20 protein-coding genes are annotated in these 15,576 nt (G+C 66.8%); all 20 read right to left on the bottom strand.

What is annotated here, in order from left to right; all coding sequences use genetic code 11:
• Nucleotides 1-58: 58 nt before the first annotated feature.
• The 20 genes from ACM6JT_RS15675 to ACM6JT_RS15580 all read right to left on the bottom strand — a co-directional run bounded on the left by ACM6JT_RS15675 (nucleotide 59) and on the right by ACM6JT_RS15580 (nucleotide 15,515).
• Complete coding sequence (locus ACM6JT_RS15675) at nucleotides 59-424, bottom strand: phosphoribosyl-ATP diphosphatase (protein ID WP_006485344.1); 366 nt, start codon at nucleotides 422-424, stop codon at nucleotides 59-61.
• Nucleotides 421-837 (bottom strand): phosphoribosyl-AMP cyclohydrolase, encoded by a 417-nt coding sequence (gene hisI, locus ACM6JT_RS15670; protein WP_105391630.1) that lies wholly within the window; start codon nucleotides 835-837, stop codon nucleotides 421-423. The genes ACM6JT_RS15675 and hisI overlap by 4 nt, the downstream gene beginning before the upstream one ends.
• Entirely contained in the window at nucleotides 837-1,610 is a 774-nt protein-coding gene (hisF, locus tag ACM6JT_RS15665; protein ID WP_034183654.1) for an imidazole glycerol phosphate synthase subunit HisF, read from the bottom strand. The genes hisI and hisF overlap by 1 nt, the downstream gene beginning before the upstream one ends.
• 107 nt (nucleotides 1,611-1,717) lie before the next feature.
• On the bottom strand, nucleotides 1,718-2,473 hold the full coding sequence (gene hisA / locus ACM6JT_RS15660; RefSeq protein WP_034183653.1) for a 1-(5-phosphoribosyl)-5-[(5-phosphoribosylamino)methylideneamino]imidazole-4-carboxamide isomerase: 756 nt from the start codon (nucleotides 2,471-2,473) through the stop codon (nucleotides 1,718-1,720).
• A gap of 163 nt (nucleotides 2,474-2,636) precedes the next feature.
• The gene (gene hisH / locus ACM6JT_RS15655) at nucleotides 2,637-3,278 is read right to left on the bottom strand and encodes an imidazole glycerol phosphate synthase subunit HisH (protein WP_175750211.1); all 642 of its coding nucleotides are present in this window, start codon (nucleotides 3,276-3,278) and stop codon (nucleotides 2,637-2,639) included.
• Nucleotides 3,275-3,895, bottom strand: coding sequence for a MarC family protein (locus ACM6JT_RS15650; protein ID WP_034183651.1), 621 nt, complete (start codon nucleotides 3,893-3,895; stop codon nucleotides 3,275-3,277). The genes hisH and ACM6JT_RS15650 overlap by 4 nt, the downstream gene beginning before the upstream one ends.
• A gap of 61 nt (nucleotides 3,896-3,956) precedes the next feature.
• A complete protein-coding gene (hisB, locus tag ACM6JT_RS15645; RefSeq protein WP_011546606.1) occupies nucleotides 3,957-4,544 on the bottom strand; it encodes an imidazoleglycerol-phosphate dehydratase HisB in 588 nt (195 codons plus the stop codon).
• Nucleotides 4,545-4,609: 65 nt separating this feature from the next.
• On the bottom strand, nucleotides 4,610-5,683 hold the full coding sequence (gene hisC / locus ACM6JT_RS15640) for a histidinol-phosphate transaminase (protein ID WP_105391631.1): 1,074 nt from the start codon (nucleotides 5,681-5,683) through the stop codon (nucleotides 4,610-4,612).
• A 130-nt stretch (nucleotides 5,684-5,813) separates the two neighbouring features.
• Nucleotides 5,814-7,130 carry a histidinol dehydrogenase gene (hisD, locus tag ACM6JT_RS15635; protein WP_034183649.1) on the bottom strand — a complete coding sequence of 439 codons (1,317 nt, stop codon included), beginning with the start codon at nucleotides 7,128-7,130 and terminating at the stop codon, nucleotides 5,814-5,816.
• A 24-nt stretch (nucleotides 7,131-7,154) separates the two neighbouring features.
• Nucleotides 7,155-7,808, bottom strand: coding sequence for an ATP phosphoribosyltransferase (hisG, locus tag ACM6JT_RS15630; protein WP_034183648.1), 654 nt, complete (start codon nucleotides 7,806-7,808; stop codon nucleotides 7,155-7,157).
• Entirely contained in the window at nucleotides 7,805-9,154 is a 1,350-nt protein-coding gene (murA, locus tag ACM6JT_RS15625) for a UDP-N-acetylglucosamine 1-carboxyvinyltransferase (protein WP_105391632.1), read from the bottom strand. The genes hisG and murA overlap by 4 nt, the downstream gene beginning before the upstream one ends.
• A gap of 14 nt (nucleotides 9,155-9,168) precedes the next feature.
• The gene (locus ACM6JT_RS15620) at nucleotides 9,169-9,408 is read right to left on the bottom strand and encodes a BolA family protein (protein WP_006477131.1); all 240 of its coding nucleotides are present in this window, start codon (nucleotides 9,406-9,408) and stop codon (nucleotides 9,169-9,171) included.
• Nucleotides 9,409-9,463: 55 nt separating this feature from the next.
• Nucleotides 9,464-10,219, bottom strand: coding sequence for an ABC transporter permease (locus ACM6JT_RS15615; protein WP_414856799.1), 756 nt, complete (start codon nucleotides 10,217-10,219; stop codon nucleotides 9,464-9,466).
• On the bottom strand, nucleotides 10,216-11,142 hold the full coding sequence (locus ACM6JT_RS15610; RefSeq protein ID WP_034183645.1) for an ABC transporter ATP-binding protein: 927 nt from the start codon (nucleotides 11,140-11,142) through the stop codon (nucleotides 10,216-10,218). Before ACM6JT_RS15610 ends, ACM6JT_RS15615 begins: the two co-directional genes overlap by 4 nt.
• Nucleotides 11,143-11,334: 192 nt before the next feature.
• Entirely contained in the window at nucleotides 11,335-11,610 is a 276-nt protein-coding gene (locus tag ACM6JT_RS15605; protein ID WP_174417397.1) for a lipid asymmetry maintenance protein MlaB, read from the bottom strand.
• The gene (locus ACM6JT_RS15600) at nucleotides 11,607-12,236 is read right to left on the bottom strand and encodes a phospholipid-binding protein MlaC (RefSeq protein ID WP_034183742.1); all 630 of its coding nucleotides are present in this window, start codon (nucleotides 12,234-12,236) and stop codon (nucleotides 11,607-11,609) included. The genes ACM6JT_RS15605 and ACM6JT_RS15600 overlap by 4 nt, the downstream gene beginning before the upstream one ends.
• Before the next feature lie 111 nt (nucleotides 12,237-12,347).
• Nucleotides 12,348-13,313 carry a VacJ family lipoprotein gene (locus ACM6JT_RS15595; protein WP_034183741.1) on the bottom strand — a complete coding sequence of 322 codons (966 nt, stop codon included), beginning with the start codon at nucleotides 13,311-13,313 and terminating at the stop codon, nucleotides 12,348-12,350.
• A 31-nt stretch (nucleotides 13,314-13,344) separates the two neighbouring features.
• Nucleotides 13,345-13,905 carry an outer membrane lipid asymmetry maintenance protein MlaD gene (gene mlaD, locus ACM6JT_RS15590; protein WP_034183643.1) on the bottom strand — a complete coding sequence of 187 codons (561 nt, stop codon included), beginning with the start codon at nucleotides 13,903-13,905 and terminating at the stop codon, nucleotides 13,345-13,347.
• Nucleotides 13,906-13,929: 24 nt separating this feature from the next.
• Nucleotides 13,930-14,697, bottom strand: a complete 768-nt coding sequence (mlaE, locus tag ACM6JT_RS15585) for a lipid asymmetry maintenance ABC transporter permease subunit MlaE (protein ID WP_034183642.1) — start codon at nucleotides 14,695-14,697, stop codon at nucleotides 13,930-13,932.
• Nucleotides 14,694-15,515 carry an ABC transporter ATP-binding protein gene (locus tag ACM6JT_RS15580; RefSeq protein ID WP_006477138.1) on the bottom strand — a complete coding sequence of 274 codons (822 nt, stop codon included), beginning with the start codon at nucleotides 15,513-15,515 and terminating at the stop codon, nucleotides 14,694-14,696. The genes mlaE and ACM6JT_RS15580 overlap by 4 nt, the downstream gene beginning before the upstream one ends.
• Between the last annotated feature and the right edge of the window lie 61 nt (nucleotides 15,516-15,576).

Here is a 15,576-nt window from a genome sequence, read left to right as displayed (position 1 = left end):
TTAGATGACAATTCTTACAGCTTACCGCACTGTCGCCACCGCGGCGGGCCGATGCGTGTCACCCGCCGTTTTCCTCGCGCTCGCGGCGCTTGCGCAGCGCCTTCTCCTCGATGCCCGACAACCCTTCGCGGCGCTCGAGCTCGGCGATCACGTCGGCCGGGCTCAGGTCGAAGTGCGACAGCATCACGAGGCAGTGGAACCACAGGTCGGCCACCTCGCCGACGAGCGCGGTCGGCGCGCCGCCCTGGCGCACGTCTTTCGCGGCCAGCACGACTTCCGTCGCCTCTTCGCCGATTTTCTTCAGCACCGCGTCGTCGCCCTTGTGGAACAGGCGCGATACGTACGATTGATCGGGGTCGCCGCCCTTGCGGCTATCGATCACGGCCGCGAGGCGCAGCAGCGTGTCTTCGGTCGATTGCGTCATTTGTAGATGTGTTCGGGATCTTTCAGCACCGGTTCGACCGCGACCCAGTCGCCGTCGTCGACGGTGCCCTCGAATTTCTGGAAGAAGCACGAATGCCGGCCGGTGTGGCACGCGATGCCCGACACCTGCTCGACCTTCAGCAGCACGACGTCCTCGTCGCAGTCGAGCCGCACCTCGTGCACGTGCTGCACGTGGCCCGACTCCTCGCCCTTGAACCACAGGCGCTTGCGCGAGCGCGAATAGTAGACCGCGCGCTGCGTCTCGATCGTCTTCGCCAGCGCCTCGCGGTTCATCCACGCGAACATCAGCACGTCGTTCGTCGATGCTTCCTGTGCGATCACCGGCACGAGGCCGTGGTCGTCCCAGCGGACCTTGTCGAGCCACGCGGGCAGGGATTTCGTTTCCGTATTCATCACAGCCTCACCGGGATGCCCTGGTCGGCCATGAAGCGCTTCGCCTCGCCGACCGTGTGCTCGCCGTAGTGGAAGATGCTCGCGGCCAGCACCGCGTCGGCACGGCCGTCCTTGATGCCGTCCGCGAGATCCTGCAGCGAGCCGACGCCGCCCGATGCGATCACCGGCACCGGCACCGCGTCCGACACGCCGCGCGTGAGCGCGAGGTCGAAACCCGATTTCGTGCCGTCGCGGTCCATGCTCGTGAGCAGGATCTCGCCCGCGCCGAGCTCGGCCATCTTGCGCGCCCATTCGATCGCGTCGAGGCCCGTGCCCTTGCGGCCGCCGTGCGTGAACACTTCCCAGCGCGGCGTCTCGCCGTCGGCCGATACGCGCTTCGCGTCGATCGCGACGACGATGCACTGCGAGCCGTACTTGTCGGCCGCGTCGCGCACGAGTTGCGGGTTCGCGACCGCCGACGAATTCATGCTGACCTTGTCCGCGCCCGCATTCAGCAGGCGCCGCACGTCCTCGACGGCGCGCACGCCGCCGCCGACGGTCAGCGGAATGAACACCTGCGACGCCACCGCCTCGATGATCGGCAGGATCAGGTCGCGCTGGTCGGACGTCGCGGTGATGTCGAGGAACGTCAGTTCGTCGGCGCCCTGGTCGTCGTAACGGCGGGCGATTTCGACGGGGTCGCCCGCGTCGCGCAGCTCGACGAAATTGACGCCCTTGACGACACGCCCGGCGGTCACGTCCAGGCAGGGGATGATGCGTTTAGCTAGAGCCATGATGTTGCGCCAAATGCCGCGATGGGACGGCCGGTTACGGAAGCCTCGCGCGAGGCTTCCGGTCGGGGCCGCCCTGCGGGCAGCCCCGGCGAACGGGACAACCGCGCTTACGCGTTGTCGAGCTCGCCGTTCAGTTCGTCCGCGCGCTTTTGCGCGGCCGCGAAATCGAGATCGCCGGAGTAGATCGCACGGCCGCAGATCACGCCTTCGACGCCGTGCTCTTCCACTTCGCACAGGTTCTCGATGTCCGTGAGGTTCGACAGGCCGCCGCTCGCGATCACCGGAATGCCGACCGCCTGCGCAAGCTTCACGGTCGCCTCGATGTTGATGCCCTGCAGCATCCCGTCGCGGCCGATGTCCGTGTAGACGATCGACTCGACGCCGTAGTCCTCGAACTTCTGCGCGAGATCGATCACTTCGTGGCCCGTCAGCTTGCTCCAGCCGTCGGTCGCGACCTTGCCGTCCTTCGCATCCAGCCCGACGATGATGTTGCCGGCGAACGCGGTGCATGCGTCCTGCAGGAAGCCCGGATCCTTCACGGCCGCCGTGCCGATGATCACGTAGGACAGGCCCGCGTCGAGATACTTCTCGATCGTCTCGAGGCTGCGGATGCCGCCGCCGAGCTGTACGGGGATTTCATCGCCGACTTCGTCGAGGATCGCTTCGATCGCCTCGAGATTCTTCGGCTTGCCGGCGAACGCGCCGTTCAGGTCGACCAGATGGAGCCGCCGGGCGCCGAGATCGACCCATTTGCGGGCCATCGCCGCCGGGTCCTCGGAGAAAATCGTGGCCTGGTCCATATCGCCCTGTTTCAGGCGCACACACTGACCGTCTTTGAGATCGATGGCCGGAATCAGCAACATAGCAATCGGGTATCGTCGTGGAGGAAGAAAAGAATCCGGCGCGTACCGGCCAATCCGGTACCGCGCCGTCTCGCTAGTTTAGTACAACTCTTTCGGCGCTTAGGCGCGCGAGCCCCGCAAGACGGGCCTCTCCGGCCCGCCGATTGTGACACGCACGCGACGTTCACGGTTTCCAGTGTACGAAGTTGCGATACAGACGCAACCCGACCTCCGCGCTTTTCTCGGGGTGAAATTGGGTCGCGAAGAGGTTATCCCGCGCGACCGCGGACGTAAACGGCGCACCGTAGGCCGTTTCGCCGACCGTATGCGCCGGGTTGTCCGGCGTCACGTAATAGCTGTGCACGAAGTAGAAATACGCGTCGTCGGGCACGCCGTCCCACAGCGGGTGCGGCTGCGTCTGACGCACGCGGTTCCAGCCCATCTGCGGCACCTTGAAGCGCGAGCCGTCGTCCTGCAGCCGGCCGTCGAGCTCGAAGCGCACGACCTTGCCCGGCAGCAGGCCGAGGCCCTTCGTGTCGCCCTCCGCGCTCCAGTCGAACAGCATCTGCTCGCCGACGCACACGCCGAGCAGCGGCTTCGTGCGCGACGCCTCGATCACGGCCTCCTGCAGGCCCGATTCGCCGAGGCAGCGCATGCAGTCGGGCATCGCGCCCTGGCCGGGCAGCACGACGCGGTCGGCCGCGCGAATCGCGGCCGGCGTGTCGACGATCGCCACGTCGGCGGCCGGTTCGGCCTTCTTGAGCGCCTGCGCGACCGAGCGCAGGTTGCCCATCCCATAATCCACAATCGCAATCGAAGTTTTCATCTCAGTGCAGGCAGTAGCGCCCTCAGTCCATTGACGATGAATTCCACCGCCAGCGCCGACAGCATCAGACCCATCAGCCGCGTGGCGATGTTGATGCCCGTGCGGCCGATCCAGTTCGCGATCGGCTCGGCGAGCCGCATCGCGACGAAACACAGCAAAGCCAGGACCGCGCCGATCGCAATCAGCCCCGCCCGCTCATACCAGTGACGCGAGTTCGCCGCATAGATGATCACCGTGCTGATCGAGCCGGGGCCCGTGAGCAGCGGAATCGCCAGCGGCACGACCGCGATGTTGTCCTTCAGCTCGGCCTCGTGGCGCTCCTCCGGCGTCGATCGCGTGTTGCCGATCTGCGCGTTCAGCATGTTGATCGCCATCAGCAGCATGATGATCCCGCCGCCCACTTCGAGCGAGCCGACCGAAATGCCGAAGAAGTCGATGATCTGCTGCCCGAGCAGCGTCGTCACCGTCATCACGCAGAACACCGACACCGACGCGATCCGGATCGTGCGGCGCCGCTCGATGTCCGTCTGCTGCGCCGTCAGGCTCAGGAAGAACGGCACCGCGCCGATCGGATTGATCAGCGCAAGCAGCGAAATGAACGATTTGAGCAGATCCATCGCAAGCCGGCGCGCGCGCCGAAGCCGTGAGGTTGTCCTTGGCGTCCGTCCGTTCGGAAGTTCAGAGGCTGCCCTTCGTCGACGGGATCTGCCCCGCCGCACGCTCGTCCAGCTCCACCGCCGCGCGCAGCGCACGGCCGAAAGCCTTGAACACCGTCTCGAGCTGATGGTGCGCGTTGATCCCGCGCAGGTTGTCGATGTGCAGCGTGACGCCCGCGTGGTTCACGAAACCGCGGAAGAACTCGATCGACAGGTCGACGTCGAACGTGCCGATCCGCGCACGCGTGAACGGCACGTGGAATTCGAGGCCCGGCCGGCCCGAGAAGTCGATCACGACGCGCGACAGCGCCTCGTCGAGCGGCACGTACGAATGGCCGTAGCGGCGAATGCCCTTGCGGTCGCCGATCGCCTTCGCGACGGCCTGCCCGAGCGTGATGCCGACATCCTCGACCGTGTGGTGGTCGTCGATATGCGTGTCGCCATGCGCTTCGACCTCGAGATCGACCAGACCGTGTCGCGCGATCTGGTCGAGCATATGGTCGAGAAACGGCACGCCGGTGGCCAGCTTCTGCCGGCCGGTGCCGTCGAGATCGAGCTTCACACGGATCTGCGTTTCGCTGGTATTGCGAACGACTTCCGCCACACGCATGGCAATTCCTTGATTGAGTCTGATGTAAATGGGGATTGATCGTCGCGCGCCGCCGCGCCCTGGGCTCAACCGGGCAGCGCGAGTTTCAAAGCGGCCAGCAGGCGGGCGTTTTCGTCGGGAGAACCGACGGTCAGCCGCACGCATTCGGCCAGTAACGGATGCATTTTACTCACGTTTTTGACCAGCACCCGCTCGGTGAGCAGCGCGTCGAACACGGCGGCCGCGTCCGGCACGCGCACCAGCAGGAAATTGCCGGCGCTCGGGAACACCGTCGCGCCCGGCAGCGCGGCCACGGCCTGCGCGAGGCGCGTGCGTTCCGCGCGCAGTTCGGCCGCCTGCGCGTCGAGCACGTCGAGGTGGTCGAGCAGGAAATCGGCGGTCGCCTGGGTCAGCACGTTGATGTTGTAAGGCGGGCGCACCTTGTCGAATTCGGTCAGCCACGCGTGCCGCCCGACCAGATAACCGAGGCGGATGCCCGCGAGGCCGAGCTTCGACACCGTGCGCATCACGACGACGTTGTCGAATTCGGCGGCGCGCGGCAGCCACGAGCGCTCGGCGAACGGCTGGTACGCCTCGTCGATCACGATCAGGCTGTGCCGCGCGGCCGCGACGATCCGCTCGACGTCGGCATCGTCGTACAGCGTGCCGGTCGGGTTGTTCGGGTACGCGAGATAGACGATCGCCGGGCGGTGCTCGGCGATCGCCGCGAGCATCGCGTCGACGTCGAGCGTCAGGTCGGCCTTCAGCGGCACGCCGACGAATTCGAGCTGCGCGAGCTTCGCGGACAGTTCATACATCACGAAGCCCGGCACCGGCGCGAGCACCTTCGCGCCCGGCTGCGCGCACGCGACCGAGATCATGCTGATGATTTCGTCCGACCCGTTGCCGAGCAGCACGTCGCATGCGGCCGGCACGCCCATCGCGTGGCGCAGCTTGTCGAGCAGCGCGGCCGGGCGCGGTGCCGGATAGCGGTTCAGCGCGACCTGCGCGAGACGCTCGCCGAGCGCCGCGGCGAGCGGTTCGGGCAGCGGATACGGGTTCTCCATCGCGTCGAGCTTCACGAACCCGCTCGCGTCCGGCACCGGGTAGCTCGTCATCGCGAGCACGTCGCGGCGGATGATGTCTTGTGGCGTCGTCATGGTTTCAAGCCGGCGTGCGTCGCGCCGGCATCAAATGGTCGGCAAGGCGGCGGCTGCCGCCCTGCGCTGCGTCTCCTCAACCGGGGGCGGCGCGTCGGCGCCCGCCCCGGCCCCGCGCAGAGCGCGCGGGTTACCCCTTCATCCGGAATTCGGCGCTCTTCGCGTGCGCCTGCAGCCCCTCGCCGTACGCGAGTTCGGACGCGATCTCGCCGAGCGTCTGCGCGCCTTCGGCGCTGACCTCGATCAGGCTCGAGCGCTTGATGAAGTCGTACACGCCGAGCGGCGACGAGAAGCGCGCGGTGCGCGACGTCGGCAGCACGTGGTTCGGGCCCGCGCAGTAGTCGCCGAGACTCTCGCTCGTGTAGCGGCCGAGGAAGATCGCGCCCGCGTGGCGGATCTGCTGGCCCCATTGCTGCGGCTCCAGTGCCGAGATTTCCAGGTGCTCGGGCGCGATGTCGTTCGCGATCCGGCATGCCTCGGCCATGTCGCGCACCTTGATCAGCGCGCCGCGGCCTTCGAGCGACGCGCGGATCACGTCCTGGCGCGGCATCGACGGCAGCAGCTCGTTGATCGCCTTCTCGACGCGCTCGAGGAACGCGGCGTCCGGGCACAGCAGGATCGACTGCGCGAGTTCGTCGTGCTCGGCCTGCGAAAACAGGTCCATCGCGACCCAGTTCGGATCGGTCGTGCCGTCGCACAGCACGAGGATTTCCGACGGCCCCGCGATCATGTCGATGCCGACCGTGCCGAACACGCGGCGCTTCGCCGACGCGACATACGCATTGCCGGGCCCGCAGATCTTGTCGACGGGCGGCACCGTTGCCGTGCCGTACGCGAGCGCGCCGACCGCCTGCGCGCCGCCGATCGTGAACACGCGATCGACGCCGCCGAGCAGCGCCGCGGCGAGCACGAGGTCGTTCTTCACGCCGTCCGGCGTCGGCACGACCATCACGATCTCGCCGACGCCCGCGACGCGCGCGGGAATCGCGTTCATCAGCACCGACGACGGATACGCGGCCTTTCCGCCCGGCACGTACAGGCCGACGCGGTCGAGCGGCGTGACCTTCTGGCCGAGCACCGTGCCGTCGCTTTCCGTGTATTGCCAGCTATGCGTGCCGCACTCGATCTTCTGCTTCTCGTGGTACGCGCGCACGCGCGCCGCGGCCGCTTCCAGCGCCGCGCGCGCCTTCGGCGCGAGGCCGTCGAGCGCCGTCTGCAGTTCATCCTGCGGCAGTTCGAGCGCGGCGACGCTGTCCGCGTTCAGCCGGTCGAAACGGTTCGTGTACTCGAGCACCGCGGCGTCGCCGCGCGATTTCACGTCGGCGAGTATCTGCGCGACCGATTGCTCGATCGCCTCGTCTTCGCTCGCTTCGAATGCGAGCACCGCACGCAGCGCGGCGTCGAAGCCGTCGCTCGTCGAATCGAGTTTGCGGATGGTGATGGCCATGGGAGTTCCGTTACGGTGATGCGCTCAACCGCCATTCTGCGACGCGCGTTCGAACGCGTCGAGGATCGGCTTGAGCGCCGCGCGCTTCAACTTCAGCGCAGCCTGGTTCACGACGAGGCGCGACGAGATCGCCATGATCTCCTCGACCTCGACCAGATTGTTCGCCTTCAGTGTGCCGCCCGAGCTGACGAGGTCGACGATCGCGTCGGCCAGGCCGACCAGCGGCGCGAGTTCCATCGAGCCGTACAGCTTGATCAGGTCGACGTGCACGCCCTTCGCCGCGAAGTGCTCGCGCGCCGTTTCGACGTACTTCGTCGCGACCCGCAGGCGCGCGCCCTGGCGCACCGCGTTCGCATAGTCGAAGCCGGCCGGCACGGCCACCGACATCCGGCAGCGCGCAATGTTCAGATCGATCGGCTGGTACAGGCCCGAGCCGCCGTGCTCGACCAGCACGTCCTTGCCGGCCACGCCGAAATCGGCCGCGCCGTATTCGACATAGGTCGGCACGTCGCTCGCGCGCACGATGATCACGCGCAGGTTCGGGTCGGTCGTCGGCAGGATCAGCTTGCGCGACGTTTCCGGATCCTCGGCCACCTGCACGCCGGCTGCGGCGAGCAGCGGCAGGGTTTCCTCGAAAATCCGGCCCTTCGACAGGGCGAGGGTCAGCGGCACGCTCATGCTTGGCTCCCGGAGAGGCGGCGCACGTTCGCGCCGACGGCGGTCAGTTTGGCTTCCATGCGGTCGTAACCGCGGTCCAGGTGATAGATGCGGTCGACGATCGTTTCGCCGTCGGCACGCAGCCCGGCGATCACGAGGCTCGCCGACGCGCGCAGGTCGGTCGCCATCACGTTCGCGCCCGACAGTTTCTCGACGCCCGTCACGAGCGCGGTGTTGCCGTCGATCGTGATGTTCGCGCCGAGCCGGTTCAGCTCCTGCACGTGCATGAAGCGGTTCTCGAAAATCGTCTCGACGACCTGCGCGGTGCCCGTCGCGACCGTATTGAGGGCCATGAACTGCGCCTGCATGTCGGTCGGGAACGCCGGGTATTCCGACGTGCGGATCGTCACCGCCGACGGCCGGCGGTCCATCTTCACGCGCAGCCAGCTGTCGCCTTCCTCGATCGATACGCCGGCTTCGCGCAGCTTGTCGATCACCGCGTCGAGGATATGCGGGCGCACGCCCGTCAGCATCACGTCGCCGCCCGCCGCCGCGACCGCGCACAGGAACGTGCCGGCCTCGATGCGGTCGGGAATCACCGAATGGCGCGCGCCGTGCAGGCGCTCGACGCCCTGGATCACGAGGCGATCGGTGCCGATGCCGTCGATTTTCGCGCCCATCCCGACCAGCAAGTGTGCGAGATCGCTCACTTCCGGTTCGCGGGCCGCGTTCTCGATCACCGTTTCGCCGTCCGCGAGCGTCGCGGCCATCAGCAGGTTTTCCGTCCCCGTCACCGTGATCATGTCGGTCACGATGCGCGCGCCCTTCAGGCGCTTCGCGCGCGCTTCGATGAAGCCGTGCTCGATGCTGATCTCGGCGCCCATCGCCTGCAGGCCCTTGATGTGCTGGTCGACCGGACGCGCGCCGATCGCGCAGCCGCCCGGCAGCGACACCTTCGCCTCGCCGAAGCGCGCGAGCAGCGGCCCGAGCACCAGGATCGACGCGCGCATCGTCTTCACGAGCTCGTACGGCGCCACGAGGTTGTCGACGCGCGACGCGTCGAGCTGCACGCGGCAGCCGTCGGTCTCGCTCTTCACGCCCATCTGGTTCAGCACCTTCAGCGTGGTGCGCACGTCCTTGAGGTTCGGCACGTTGTCGAGATCGACCGGATCGGCGGTGAGCAGCCCCGCGCACAGGATCGGCAGCGCGGCGTTCTTCGCGCCCGACACGACGATCTCGCCGGACAGGCGGCGGCCGCCTTCGATCGCGAGCTTGTCCATCCCATGTCCCTGCAATTCCCCGTTGGCGGCCGGGTGTGCCGTGGCGACGCTCTGGACGGCGTCGCGCTCGTTGACGGTGACTTGCACTCAGTGAATTCCGGTTATGCGTTCTGCCATTCGGCGGGCGTCAGCGTCTTCATGCTGAGCGCGTGGATTTCCTGCTTCATGCGATCGCCGAGCGCCGCATAGACGAGCTGGTGCCGCTGGATCGGCCGCTTGCCTTCGAAGGCCGCCGACACGATCGTCGCGAAGAAATGCTGGCCGTCGCCTTCGACTTCCAGATGCGTGCAGGCGAGACCGCCGGCGATGTATTGCTTGACCTGTTCGGGAGTCGGCAACATGGTGTAAGGCTCCTGTCGGCGCGCGCCGCCCCGGGGCGGCCGCTGCCTGTCGATATCAATGACGCAGTTTGTAGCCGGTCGCGAGCAGCCGCATCGCGACCATCGCGAGCAGCACGAAGAAACCGGCAACGATCGCGAGGCTCGCGAACGGGTTGATGTCGGACGCGCCGAAGAACCCGAAGCGGAAGCCGTCGATCATGTAGAAAAACGGATTGAGACGCGAGATCTCGCGCCACACGGGCGGCAGCGAGTGCGTCGAATAGAACACGCCGGACAGAAACGTCAGCGGCATGATCAGGAAGTTCTGGAACGCGGCGAGCTGGTCGAACTTCTCGGCCCAGATCCCGGCGATCAAGCCGAGCGTGCCGAGGATCGCCGAGCCGAGCAGCGCGAACGCAATGATGAACAGCGGCGCCGCGAAATGCATCGGGATAAACCAGATCGTCACGACGAATACGCCCGCGCCGACCGCGAGCCCGCGCACGACGGACGCGAGCACGTACGCGCCGAAGATGTCGCGGTACGACAGCGGCGGCAGCAGCATGAACACCAGGTTGCCGGTGATCTTCGACTGGATCAGCGACGACGAGCTGTTCGCGAACGCGTTCTGCAGCACGCTCATCATCACGAGGCCCGGCACGAGAAAGCTCACGTACTCGACGCCCGGATACACCTCGACGCGGCCCGACAGCGCTTGGCCGAAGATCGTCAGATACAGCAGCGCCGTCACGATCGGCGCGCACACGGTCTGGAACGACACCTTCCAGAAGCGCAGCAGTTCCTTGTAGAACAGCGTTTGAAAACCGCTCATGCCAGACCCTCGATCACCTCGGCCCCGTTCATCACCTGGACGAACACATCCTCGAGGTCGGCCTTGCGGACCTCGATCTCGTCGAACGTGCAGCCCGCCGCGCGGCACTGCGCGAGGATGCGTTCGACATCGTCGTAGCTCGTGAGGCGCAGCAGGTGCTCGCCCGGCGCGCGTGCGGCCGGATCGGTCTCCAGCCCGCGCAGCTCGGCCGGCAGCGCGCCGGTCGCCAGGCGCAGGTAGAGTTGCAGCCCCGCGAAGCGGCGCAGCAGCGCGTCGGTGCGGTCGAGCGCGACCACTTCGCCACGGCGCAGCATCGCGATGCGGTCGCACAGCGACTCGGCTTCCTCGAGGTAATGGGTGGTCAGCACGATCGTGTGACCCTCGCGGTTCAGGCGCGAGATGAATTTCCACAGCGTCTGGCGCAATTCGACGTCGACGCCGGCGGTCGGCTCGTCGAGCACGATCACCGGCGGCCGGTGCACGAGCGCCTGCGCGACGAGCACGCGGCGCTTCATCCCGCCCGACAGCGCGCGCATGTTCGCATCGGCCTTCTCGGTGAGGTCGAGATTGGCCATCACTTCGTCGATCCAGTCGTCGTTGCGACGCAGCCCGAAATAGCCGGACTGGATGCGCAGCGTCTCGCGGACGGTGAAGAACGGGTCGAAAACGAGTTCCTGCGGCACGACGCCGAGTGCGCGGCGCGCACCACGGAAGTCCTTGACGACGTCGTGGCCAAGCACCGAGATACTGCCTTCGTCGGCCCGGGCAAGCCCGGCGAGGATGCTGATGAGCGTGGTCTTGCCTGCGCCGTTGGGGCCGAGCAGACCGAAAAACTCGCCTTCCTCGACCGACAGGCTGACGCCCTTGAGCGCCTGAAGCGACTTGTAGCGCTTCTTGACGTGACGGATTTCTATGGCTGACATGACTGTGCGCGACGCAATGGCCGCGACGCCTATTCTGTGCTTGCTGCGAAAGAAAATGGGGGCCGGACGCCGATTGGCTGCCCCGCAAAACGCTTGATTATAGGGCAAACCGGCTGGTGGAGCCGGCGCAGAAGGCGCGCGGCCTGAAGCTTGCACGCGCCGGCTGGCGCGGCAGGCTCCGGTCGGACAGCGTCAATGTCGCTCGGCGCCTTCGATGAGCGCGTCGACGCCATAGGCGCGCGCGAGGCTGGCGAGCTTCGGGGGGAGATTGAGGATGTCGAGGGTCGCGCCGCGCGATTTGGCGGCGCGTTGCCATGCAAGCAGCACGGCGAGCGCGGACGAATCGAACTGCGTCAGCGCCGCGCAATCGACGGCGGTCGCACCCGCGCCGACGCGCGCAAGACCGTCCGCGAGCGCGGACTTCGCGCTCGCGACGGTCAGCGAGGAGCCGGCTTCGAAGCCGCTCACGACGCTTGCTTGCCGGAGGCAAGCTGCTGGTTGCGCTGCGTCAGGAACTGGATCAGGCCGTCCACGCCGCTTTGCTGGATCTTCTCGTTGAACTGCTGCTGGTACGTCTGGATCAGCCACGCGCCGAGCACGTTCAGGTCATACACCTTCCAGCCGTTCGACGACTTGTACAGGCGGTAATCGATCTGGACCGGCTGGCCGTTGTTCATCGCGACCGTCTTGACCACGACGTCGGTATCGGCCGGATCCGCGCGGAACGGCGGGTACTGGATCTGCTGGTCCGGCTTCAGCTGCGCGAGCGCGCCCGAATACGTGCGGATCAGCAGCAGCTTGAACTGCTCCTGAATCTGCTGCTGCTGCTCGGCCGTCGCCGTGCGCCAGTTGCGGCCCATCGCGAGCTGCGTGGTGCGGCGGAAATCGGTGTACGGCAGGATGTCCTTGTTGACGATCGTAATGATGCGATTGGTGTCGCCCTGCTTGATCGTCTGCTGCTTGACTTCGTCGAGCACTTGCTGCGTCGCCGTCTTGATCAGCGCCTGCGGGTTCGACTGGTCGACTTGCGCGTGAGCTGCGCCGCCGAACGAGAACAGCGCCGCGAAAACGGGGATCAGGAACAGTTTTTTCATCATAGTGACCTGCATGAATGAGTCGATGCAAAGATTGGAGAAGGTAGCTTACGCGCAAGTTCGCGTGCGCTACCGACTGAATCGTTTCCGGCTGTAACGAATGTAAATCCGTCAGTGCAGCCGGATGCTCGGGAAGCGGAACCCGCCCGGAGACGGCGGCGCCACCTGCATCGCCGGCACGTTCGTTTCGCTGGCCGGGTTCGGCGAAACGGCCGCGCCCGATGCCGGGGCAGCAACCGCCGTGCCCGATGCGCCCGCCGGTGCCACCGCACCACCCACCGCCGCTGCACCCGCCGAACCGGCCGCGCCGGCCGCCGCCGGTGCCGCGCCGTCGTCCGGCAGGTCGTACTTCGGCAGCGCATCGTTGCTTGCCGTCGAGCCTGCCTCGCCGCGCGCGTTGTCGATCAGCATCTGGCGGCGCTGCAGGTACGCGTTGCGCACGAACGAATACTTGTCGAGCGCCGCGGCGTCCAGCACGTCGCCCGCGCCGAGCAGGTTCGAGCGCGTGTTGACGAGATTCACGCCGAACAGGCCCCAGCTCAGGCCGTCCGGCTTCACATAGGTCAGCGGGTTGCCGACGTAGTCGACACCGAGGCCGGCCGTGTCGCGCACCGTGCTCGGGCCGAGCAGCGGCAGCACGAGATACGGGCCCGACGGCACGCCGTAGCGGCCCATCGTGACCCCGAAGTCGGCCGTGTGTTTCGGCAGCTTCGCGATCGTCGCGACGTCGAACAGGCCGCCGACGCCGAACACCGTGTTGATCACGACGCGCATGATGTCGCCGACGCCGTCCGCGATCCGCAACTGCACGATGTTGTTGGCGGCGACGTAGACGTCGCCGATGTTCGAGAAGAAGTTCGTCACGCTGTCGCGCACCGGCTGCGGCACGACCTTCTGGTAACCCTGCGCGACCGGCTTCAGCGCGTACGTGTCGACCGTGTCGTTGAACTTGTACATCGTCCGGTTGAAGCCTTCGAGCGGATCGCCCTTGGTCGGCGTCTGCACGGTCGCGCAACCGCTCAACGCGGCGACTGCCGCCACCGCGAGCGCGGCGTGCCTGATGCGGATCGTCTGCATGGTCATTCCCCTCTTGTATTCTCTCGTGTGGTTATTGCGCTGCCGAACCGGACGCAGCGGACACGGCGGACGCCGGCACCGCCACCGGAGCGGGCGCGGCCGACGCGCCGGCTGCCGGCTTCGCGCCGCCCGCATCGGCGGCCTTGCTGTACAGGAACTGGCCGATCAGGTTCTCGAGCACGATCGCCGACTGCGTCATCGTGATCGTGTCGCCTGCCTTCAGCATTTCGGTGTCGCCGCCCGGATCGAGGCCGATATATTGCTCGCCGAGCAGGCCCGACGTCAGGATCTTCGCCGACGAATCCTTCGGGAACTGATACTGGCCGTCGACATCGATCGTCACGAGCGCCTGGTAGGTGTTCGTGTCGAAGCCGATCGACTTCACGCGGCCGACCACGACGCCGGCACTCTTCACGGCCGCGCGCGGCTTCAGCCCGCCGATATTGTCGAATTTCATCCTCACCGCATAGGTCGGCTGAAACGACAGCGAGCTCATGTTGCCGACCTTCAGCGCCAGGAACAGCACCGCAAGGAAGCCCACCACCACGAACAGGCCGACCCAGAAGTCGAGAGCAGTCTTTTTCATCGTCATCCCAAAATATGGCTTGGCTGAGGCCTAGCTGAACATCAGCGCGGTCAGCAGGAAATCGAGGCCGAGTACGGCGAGCGACGCGAACACGACCGTCTTGGTGGTCGCGCGCGACACGCCCTCGGGCGTGGGCTTCGCTTCATACCCCTGGTACAGCGCAATGAAGGTCACGGCGAACCCGAACACGATGCTCTTCAGCACGCCGTTGCCGACGTCGGCCCAGACCTCGACCCCGCCCTGCATCTGCGACCAGAACGCGCCCGGATCGACGCCGATCAGCACGACGCCGACGAAGTAGCCGCCGAGCACGCCGACCGCGTTGAAGATCGCGGCCAGGAACGGCATCGCGATGATGCCCGCCCACATGCGCGGCGCGATCACCGTCTTGATCGGGTCGACCGCCATCATCTCGAGCGCGGTGAGCTGCTCGCCGGCCTTCATCAGGCCGATCTCGGCGGTGAGCGACGTGCCCGCCCGGCCCGCGAACAGCAGCGCGGTGACGACCGGCCCAAGCTCGCGCACGAGCGACAGCGCGACCAGCAGGCCGAGCGCCTGCTCGGATCCGTAGCGGTTCAGCGTGTAATACCCCTGCAGGCCGAGCACGAAGCCGACGAACAGCCCCGACACGGCAATGATCACGAACGAATAGTTGCCGAGGAAGTGGATCTGCTTCGTGACAAGCCGCGGCCGGCGCAGCAGCGGGAAGAATTCCAGCACGAGGCGCACGAACAGGCGCGTGCCGTAGCCCGTGCGCTCGAGGCCGCCGATGACGTAACGTCCGATCGCGCTGATCATGCGCGCCCTCCGCCGAGCCCGAAATCCGCTGCAAGCGGCGGGCTCGTGTAATGAAATTTGAACGGGCCGTCCGGCGCGCCGTCGATGAACTGCCGCACGCTCGGGTCGGTCGACGCGCGCAGCTCGTCGGGCGTGCCCTGCGCGAGCACGCCGCCGTTGGCCAGGAAATACACGTAGTCGGCGATCGCGAACGATTCCGGCACATCGTGCGTGACGAGGATCGACGTCGCGCCGAGTGCCTGGTTCAGCGTGCGGATCAGGTTTGCGGTGATGCCGAGCGAGATCGGATCGAGGCCCGCGAACGGTTCGTCGTACATGATGAGCTGCGGATCGAGCGCGATCGCGCGCGCTAGCGCGATGCGGCGCGCCATCCCGCCCGACACCTCGGACGGCATCAGGTCGCGCGCGCCGCGCAGGCCGACCGCGTTGAGCTTCATCAGCACGAGGTCGCGGATCAGGTCTTCGGGCAGGTCGGTGTGCTCGCGCAGCGCGAACGCGACGTTCTCGAACACCGACATGTCGGTGAACAGCGCGCCGAACTGGAACAGCATGCCCATCTTGCGGCGCAGCGCATACAGGCCGTCGCGCGTTTGCGCGCCGACATCGGCGCCGTCGAACAGCACCTGGCCACGGCGCGCGCGCACGAGGCCGCCGATCAGGCGCAGCACGGTCGTCTTGCCGCAACCCGACCCGCCCATGACCGCGACGACCTGCCCGCGCCCGAAACGCAGGTTCAGGTTGGACAGGACGAGGCGGTCGCCGTAGCCAAAGTCGACATCGCGAAGTTCCAGCAGGGTCTCGGTAGGAGTGGGGCTCACGGAGCTGACAGTCCTTTTACGCAGAACGCCGAATTATAGGGCCTGCATTGGAATGATGTCG

Origin of the sequence: Burkholderia sp. IT-111MI5 (genome assembly GCF_949752865.1) — a bacterium.
Classification (GTDB): domain Bacteria; phylum Pseudomonadota; class Gammaproteobacteria; order Burkholderiales; family Burkholderiaceae; genus Burkholderia; species Burkholderia pyrrocinia_C.
Note: the sequence above shows the minus strand (reverse complement) of the source record. Positions and strands in the feature narration are given on the sequence as shown.

What these genes read in the sequence shown, in the direction of transcription:
- ACM6JT_RS15595 (WP_034183741.1), bottom strand. Translation starts at nt 13,313, where the DNA reads ATGCAGACGATCCGCATCAGGCACGCCGCGCTCGCGGTGGCGGCAGTC.
- hisC (WP_105391631.1), bottom strand. Translation starts at nt 5,683, where the DNA reads ATGACGACGCCACAAGACATCATCCGCCGCGACGTGCTCGCGATGACG.
- hisB (WP_011546606.1), bottom strand. Translation starts at nt 4,544, where the DNA reads ATGCGTGTGGCGGAAGTCGTTCGCAATACCAGCGAAACGCAGATCCGT.
- hisF (WP_034183654.1), bottom strand. Translation starts at nt 1,610, where the DNA reads ATGGCTCTAGCTAAACGCATCATCCCCTGCCTGGACGTGACCGCCGGG.
- hisD (WP_034183649.1), bottom strand. Translation starts at nt 7,130, where the DNA reads ATGGCCATCACCATCCGCAAACTCGATTCGACGAGCGACGGCTTCGAC.
- ACM6JT_RS15650 (WP_034183651.1), bottom strand. Translation starts at nt 3,895, where the DNA reads ATGGATCTGCTCAAATCGTTCATTTCGCTGCTTGCGCTGATCAATCCG.
- ACM6JT_RS15675 (WP_006485344.1), bottom strand. Translation starts at nt 424, where the DNA reads ATGACGCAATCGACCGAAGACACGCTGCTGCGCCTCGCGGCCGTGATC.
- ACM6JT_RS15610 (WP_034183645.1), bottom strand. Translation starts at nt 11,142, where the DNA reads ATGTCAGCCATAGAAATCCGTCACGTCAAGAAGCGCTACAAGTCGCTT.
- mlaD (WP_034183643.1), bottom strand. Translation starts at nt 13,905, where the DNA reads ATGACGATGAAAAAGACTGCTCTCGACTTCTGGGTCGGCCTGTTCGTG.
- hisH (WP_175750211.1), bottom strand. Translation starts at nt 3,278, where the DNA reads ATGAAAACTTCGATTGCGATTGTGGATTATGGGATGGGCAACCTGCGC.
- ACM6JT_RS15615 (WP_414856799.1), bottom strand. Translation starts at nt 10,219, where the DNA reads ATGAGCGGTTTTCAAACGCTGTTCTACAAGGAACTGCTGCGCTTCTGG.
- mlaE (WP_034183642.1), bottom strand. Translation starts at nt 14,697, where the DNA reads ATGATCAGCGCGATCGGACGTTACGTCATCGGCGGCCTCGAGCGCACG.
- hisI (WP_105391630.1), bottom strand. Translation starts at nt 837, where the DNA reads ATGAATACGGAAACGAAATCCCTGCCCGCGTGGCTCGACAAGGTCCGC.
- hisA (WP_034183653.1), bottom strand. Translation starts at nt 2,473, where the DNA reads ATGTTGCTGATTCCGGCCATCGATCTCAAAGACGGTCAGTGTGTGCGC.
- ACM6JT_RS15620 (WP_006477131.1), bottom strand. Translation starts at nt 9,408, where the DNA reads ATGTTGCCGACTCCCGAACAGGTCAAGCAATACATCGCCGGCGGTCTC.
- hisG (WP_034183648.1), bottom strand. Translation starts at nt 7,808, where the DNA reads ATGAGCGTGCCGCTGACCCTCGCCCTGTCGAAGGGCCGGATTTTCGAG.
- ACM6JT_RS15600 (WP_034183742.1), bottom strand. Translation starts at nt 12,236, where the DNA reads ATGAAAAAACTGTTCCTGATCCCCGTTTTCGCGGCGCTGTTCTCGTTC.